The organism is Streptomyces sp. NPDC042336, from assembly GCF_055581985.1.
The window spans coordinates 1-6606 of record NZ_JBVJEA010000066.1; the positions used below are offsets into that span (position 1 = coordinate 1).

Genomic DNA, 6606 nt, shown 5'->3' on the forward strand with positions numbered 1-6606 from the left:
GATCCACGGCCGCGACTGACGGTTTCCCATGCCCAGACATACGGGCAGAGAGGCCGAGAGTCTCATGATCAGCAGCTTTTGTTAGAGCCAGTAAGGGTGTCTGAGAACTGGCGCGATGTTGGCCGCTTGGGGCGGCCCGTGCCGGCGTGTGAGGATCCGCCTGTGGTGTGTGATGTGTGCGGACGGTCGATGTGGTGTTGCGTCACTGCACAGATGATCACCGCCGTCCTCACCTTCATGCACGTCCGGCTGACCTGCACAGCCCTCTGCTCTGTGCCCCTCGGGGCTGTCCGTAACTGCTGGTCACTAGCGGGACGACCTTGGGGCATCTGGCATGATCACGGTTTCGGAGCTGGCCTGGATTGTCCCGTTCGCTAGAGAACCAGGCCCCAAGGCGACCACATGTTCCTCACTGCTGCCTACGATGTGGGCATGCCATCGTCTGGGAGCGCTCCGGAAAGCCGCCGAGGGGCAGGAGGATCGACTGGCCTGGTGCCTGCACGAGCGGATCGGATCATCACAGCACTGTCGTGGTGGTGGGCATCTGCGCCCCTCCTTCTGTTCATCCCGGCGATCGCGTATGCGGTGGGGTTTCCGGACGTACGACGAGAGGTCGGCTGGGCGTTCGGCCTGCTGGCGCTGCTCACTGCCGCGCTCGCGCCGACAGCGGGCTTGGTGGCAGCTCAGATCGGGGACCGGCGAGAGGCACGCGGACGATTCCTGATCATGGCCGCGGTGTCCAGTGTGCCGATTCTTTTCTTCTTGCTCTTCGGAGTGCTGTTCCCCGAGTGCCCGGATGGGCACCACTGCTAAAGGATGCCCTTTGATCGCTGGTCACAAGTCAGATGATCTTGCGGTGTCTGCTTGTCGGTGTGAGGTCTCAGGAGATGCTTGACCGTTTGTGCTCAGGACGTGGGTGACACGTTCGGTTGGACGTCCGCCGTCTCCCGTCCCTCGGTGGGGCGGAGGTGCTTCGGTCGGTGGTCGTGGATGTACAGCAACTGGCCAAGTACCGCTACCGGACCGTCCGCGAGGTGCTCGGCGGGTCACCGATCGGGGAGGTCGCCGCCCGGTACGGCACCTCGCGTCAGACTCTGCACACCTGGCGGCGGAGGTTCGTGCTGGAGGGTATGCCAGGTCTGTTGGACCGATCCCGGCGCCCGCGGAACAGCCCCGCGCGCCTGTCTGCCGAGGTGGAGGCCGAGATCTGCGAGCTGCGCCGCCGGCATCTGCGGTGGGGTGCCCGCCGGATCGCCCACGAACTCTCCGTCCGCGGGCTGGAGTCGGCGCCGTCGCGGGCCAGGTCCACCGGGTGCTGTCCCGCAACGGCCTGGTCCGCGCCCAGGAACAGCAGCATCCGCGCAAGTACCGCCGGTGGCAGCGCGAGGCGCCCATGCACCTGTGGCAGATGGACCTGGTCGGCGGTGTGCCGCTGGCCGACGGACGGGAATGCAAGATGGTCACCGGCATCGATGACCACTCCCGGTTCGTCGTGATCGCTTCCGTCGTGGCCGTGCCCAGCGCCCGCGCCGTGTGCTCGGCCTTCGCAGCCGCGATGCGCCGCTACGGCGTGCCCTTCGAAGTGCTGACGGACAACGGCAAGCAGTTCACCGGCCGGCACCAACGGCCGCAGCCGGTGGAAGTGCTCTTCGAGCGTATCTGCCAGGAGAACGGCATCACCCAGCGGTTGACCAAGCCGCGGTCACCCACCACCACGGGCAAGATCGAACGTTCTCACCGCACCCTGCGCGAGGAGTTCCTCGATCACGTCGTGCCGTTCGAGTCGCTGGCTGCGGCCCAGGAAGCGATCGACGGCTGAGTACACGCCTACAACCACCAACGCCCGCACCAGGCCCTGAACACGGCCACCCCCGATCAGCCTCTTCCGGCCCCACACTGCCGTCCGCCTCCGCGGTGATGATGAAAATCTTGAACAGACAGCGCCGGAGCCGGAGTTGTCCGTCGAGGTCGTCGAACCGTCCGCCCTGCCGCCGCAGGGCACTGTGGTCGAGTTCAAAGTGCGGGTGCCAACCAGCGGCGAGATCACCCTGGTCACGGGCAGGCAGCGGGAGGGCATCCACCAAGCACTGGCCGGCAGGACGCTGACGGTCTGGGCGAACCACCGCAGCGTCCATTTCCTCCTCGACGGGCACCCCGTCACCACGGTCCCGTCCCGGCTGCGACCGGAGGATCTCGCCTACCTGACCATGCGCTACGGCGCTCGTCCGGCCGGTCCCGAGCCCGCCCCCGCCGCCCTCCCCAGGGCCCGCAGCGGCACGGCCATCCTCGCCGCCGGTGAACCGGTCGAGGTCGACCGCAAGGTCCATCGTGACGGGATCGTCCGCTTGGCCAGCGGCCGTTACCAGGTCTGATTCGCCCTCGCCAGCCGCACGATCACTCTCCGCCTCGACGGGCACCTCATGCACGCCATCCCCGACGCAGCGGCCGGTGCTGAGGCGGTACGGGCGATGTGCGAGAGGTGATCGGGCCGCGGCAGACGATTCGTCCAATGCGTTCCACTGAACGCTTCGGCCGGCCAGTGAACGCCCGAGTCGCCATCGTACGGGCTGCGTAGCAGGCCAGCGATCGTGAGCGACTGGGGCCGATAGACGTCCCATCCCGCCTCCTCGCATCGTCCCATTTCGGGCCAAGTGCAGCCAGGGTGATCGCCTCGACCGCAGCACCCCAGCACGAAACCCAGGAAAGCATCCCCGGTCGTCCACGGAGTCGAGAACGCCTACCAGCGCCACGTTGCTTCGTCGTACACCACTGCCCAAGGCCGGGGCGATCCTGTCTCCGCGGGCGCGCCGTCGTCGCCGTGCAGGGTCGCCGTACGGTCGCGGGCGAGTACGTCGGCTGCGAGCTCGGCGAAGTGAGGGGCGGCCGGGTGGGAGGATCGGACGGCCGACCAGACCGCGCTGGTCCGCTGGATGAGAGGGCGGCCTGACAGTGGCCGCCAGACGACACGCGGCTCCTTGCCGGCCACCGCCCCCTGGCCGAAGGCGATGCCGTGCCCCGCGCTGACCAGGGCCAACAGAAGCTCGGGGCGTGAGGCATGCCGCAGTCCGGTGGGAACGAAGCCCCCGGCCCGGCAGGTGTCCAGAATCCGGTCGTACCAGCCAGGGGCCTGCTCACGGGGAAGGAGCACGAGGTCTTGACCGGCCAGATGGGCGAGTGGGACCTCCGGGAGCTGGGCCAGCGGTGAGATGCGGGGCAGGACGACGCCGACTTCCACGGACACCTCCGGACCCATGCGGAGCCTTGTGATGTCCACGGGCTGGTGGACGAGGCCGACATCGAGCCCGCCGGACGCGATCAGCCGCAGTTGCTCGCCGGTGGTGATCTCCTGGAGATCGACGGACATGCCCGGATAGTGTTCCGCACATGCGCCGAGCAGCAGCGACAGCGTGGCAACCATCGTGCCCGGGGGTATGCCCGCGCGCAGGGTCCCCAGTTCGCCATCCCCGGCGCGGCGGGCCAGCGTCCGCAGCCGCCTTTCTCCGGTCAGCAGTGAACGGGCCTCATCCAGCAACACGGCGCCTGCGGGCGTCAGTTTGACCTGCCGGCGCGACCGGTCGAACAGTTCGGCGCCGAGCTCCGTCTCCAACCTGCGCACCGCCTGGCTGAGAGGCGGCTGGGCCATGCCAAGCTGGTCGGCGGCCCGGCTGAAGTGCAGCTCTTCGGCAACGGCGACAAAGATGCGCAGGTGGCGCAAGAGATCCACAGCCAGCGAGCTTACGTGAGGGGCGAAGCGATGGTCGAGAACCGGATACATGAGGCCTTCGCGGGGGCGGGAGCCGAGGGGGTGTTGCACGCGGTTCCCATCGGCGGGAAGCCGGACTGTGATGAGGTGACGGTCGGCAGGTGTTCAGCAGGCGACACGGCGGCAGTGGGTGACCGGGCGGCAGTCGACGAGGTTGCTGTTGGCGCTGACGAGCCCGTCGTGATCGCCTCAATCTTCAAGGTGTTGCTGGTCCTCGAGTTCGCGCGCCAGGTCACCGCCGGCCAGCTCGACCCCCGTGCACGGGTCCGGGTCACGGCCGGTGACCGGCTCGGTGGCTGGGGTACGGCCGGTTGTGCGGACGATGTCGAGCTGTCCCTGCGCGACCTGGCCCTCTTCGCGATCTCGGTGAGCGACAACTCGGCGGCGGACCTGCTGCTGGCGCAGGTCGGTCTGGACACGGTACGGCTCCTGGTCAAAGAGCTCCGCCTCGAAGGGACCCGGATCGTGGGCGGTCCTCGCGATGTGCTGCAATCGATGCTCAGCGAGGTCGGCGCACGCGATGAGAGGGAGTTCGCCCTCCGCTACCCGGCGCTTCCGGAGGCCCGCAAAAGACGGATGAGCGTGCTGGACCCCTCGCGGACCAACGCCAGCACGCCCCGTGAGATCACCCGGCTGCTGCGCCTCATCTGGTGCGACGAGGCGGGCCCGCCGCAAGCCTGTGCGTGGGTACGGGAACTGATGTCCCGACAGGTATTCCGGCACAGGCTGGTGTCGGGATTCCCTGACGAGGTGACAGTGGCGGCGAAGACCGGAACCCTTCCCGGCCTTCACATGGAGGCGGGAGTCGTCCGGTATCCCGACGGCAGCCGCTACGCGGTCTCCGTCTTCGCCCGCACGCGGGAACTGGCCTCATCACGTACGGCCGTCGACGCGGCGATCGGCACAGCGGCGCGAATCGCTGTCGACTTCCTCCACCGTCGCGGCAGCTGACCTGGTCCCATACGAGTATGCATATGAGAGCGCGTACATCTCGATCTTGGACCGTAGCGGGTGTCTCCTGATCTCCTGGCCGCATGAGCGACGACACAGACGCACCCCGCCCGAAGCGGCGCATCCAGGATCTCGGCCGGCGCACGGTGCTGCGCGGCGCCGCGTTCGGCGCGGCCGCCCCGCTTCTCGCCTCCCCCGCTCACGCCATCGCCAGCGACACCGCCACGACGCGCAGGGCCTCCCTGGCTGGTTCGCCGTCCTTCCGCTGGCTGGGCACGTCCGGCTGGCGCATCGACGTCGAGGAGCGGACAGTACTCTTCGACCCGTACATCACCCGGTTCAAGACCGGCCTGTTTGACGGGAACTTCAAACCAGGGACGAAGCTGAGGTCCGATCCTGAGCTGGTGCGGGAGCATATCGGCCGCCCTGAAATCGTCCTGGTCAGCCACTCCCACTGGGACCACATCGCCGACGTGCCGTACATAGCCAAGACCACCGGTGCCCGGATCGTCGGCACCGAGACCACGTTCCACCTGCTGGTCGCGTTCGGCGTCGACCCCGGGCAGATCTCGGTGGTCAAGGGCGGTGAGGTGCTGGACTTCGACGGGATCACGGTCGAGGTCGTATCGAGCCTGCACAGCCGCAACAAGCGGCACACCTACTTCGCGCCGGGAACGTTGAACGCGCCACCGCCGACGGCCCCCCGTATCATCTCCGACCTGCCGGAGGGCGACACGCTCGCCTACCAGGTGACGACCGGCAGCGCCGGACCCTCAGCCTTCCTGATGGGCGCCAGCGACTTCTCCGAACGAGCGGTCCAGGGGCTGAGCCCCGACCTCGCGATGATCGCGGTGCCGTCCAGCGCCTCGACGTCCCGCTACGTGCCCCGGCTGCTGAGAGCACTCGGACAGCCCGGCGTCGTCGTACCCGTCCACTGGGACAACTTCGAGGAGCCCTTGAGCGAAACACCGCGCCGGGACCCCGCGATGGACCTGGACGCCTTCGTCGCACTGGTGCACCAGGAGACCCCGATGAGCCGGATCGTTGTCCCGGACTACCACACCACCTACGGCGGAGACATGCGGCCGAAGCCGCGCCCCGTTCCGAAGAACGGAGACCACCGGCTGCCGTGAAACGACTTCCCCTGCGGCATGCGGTCCGATGCGGCCAGACAAGGGGGATATGCAACCCAGTCGGCCAGCACACGGTCAGCGAAGCCGCTTCAAGCTGTATGTGATGTACGCCCGCCCCCTCGATTGACACGCCCAACAGCCCAAAAGCCAGAGCCAGGGACAGCGGGTGCGCCTTCGTCGTGCGTGAGAGCGGAGACACCAGTCCGACCCGATCCGGCCCTGCACGCCTCGTCACATCTGGCAGCGGACCTGTTCAGGGTCGGGCCGGGGGCGCCAGGTCGGGCCCTGCCTGGAACTCGAATCCTGACGGCTGCCTCCCTACCGGCCTTCCGCGCCAGTCCCGTCCTCCTGCCGCGGTCAGGCTGCTGTCGTGTTCGCAGGGTCGGCCCTGCCGACGAGACCTCTGACGGCGGGCCCCTGACGGTCCTTGGCCCGTGGCTCAGGACCGTCAGGCGGAGGCGGAAGTGTTCGAGGGGACACCCCTACTGCGCCGCCCGTTCCGGGCAGCCGCCCATATCTCTGATACATGCATAGGTCTGGAGAAGGACGGGTTCCGTGCGCAGCTCGCCCGCTACGCCGACGGCCGGGTCCTCCCGCGCTCCCGCGCGGGCACGGATATGACCGCCGCGTTCCCGAAGACCCAAGACGGGGTCTGTGTAGCGAACGGGTCTGTTCCGTAGTCGGTGGTGACGGAGGGTGTGGTCAGCCCAGGAGGATGCGGTGGCGGAGGAGGGGGAAGCTCGCGCGGCCGTACATCTG

General features: G+C 68.1%; 4 protein-coding genes and 1 pseudogene. 4 read left to right on the forward strand and 1 reads right to left on the reverse strand.

The window, feature by feature from the left end:
* Window positions 1-492: 492 nt before the first annotated feature.
* Together ACZ6IM_RS42045 and ACZ6IM_RS42050 are read left to right on the forward strand one after the other, a co-directional pair.
* The gene (locus ACZ6IM_RS42045; protein ID WP_469564500.1) at window positions 493-813 is read left to right on the forward strand and encodes a hypothetical protein; all 321 of its coding nucleotides are present in this window, start codon (window positions 493-495) and stop codon (window positions 811-813) included.
* A 167-nt stretch (window positions 814-980) separates the two neighbouring features.
* Window positions 981-2444, forward strand: a pseudogene (locus ACZ6IM_RS42050) (IS481 family transposase); the annotation flags it as partial.
* Window positions 2445-2737: 293 nt separating this feature from the next.
* Here the strand turns inward: ACZ6IM_RS42050 and ACZ6IM_RS42055 are convergent.
* Window positions 2738-3715: a LysR family transcriptional regulator gene (locus ACZ6IM_RS42055; protein WP_391104429.1), complete on the reverse strand. Its 978-nt coding sequence runs from the start codon at window positions 3713-3715 to the stop codon at window positions 2738-2740.
* A 39-nt stretch (window positions 3716-3754) separates the two neighbouring features.
* Between ACZ6IM_RS42055 and ACZ6IM_RS42060 the strand changes: the two genes are divergently transcribed.
* Window positions 3755-4714: a serine hydrolase gene (locus ACZ6IM_RS42060; protein ID WP_391104426.1), complete on the forward strand. Its 960-nt coding sequence runs from the start codon at window positions 3755-3757 to the stop codon at window positions 4712-4714.
* A gap of 83 nt (window positions 4715-4797) precedes the next feature.
* Complete coding sequence (locus ACZ6IM_RS42065; protein WP_381770196.1) at window positions 4798-5847, forward strand: MBL fold metallo-hydrolase; 1050 nt, start codon at window positions 4798-4800, stop codon at window positions 5845-5847.
* Window positions 5848-6606 lie beyond the last annotated feature (759 nt).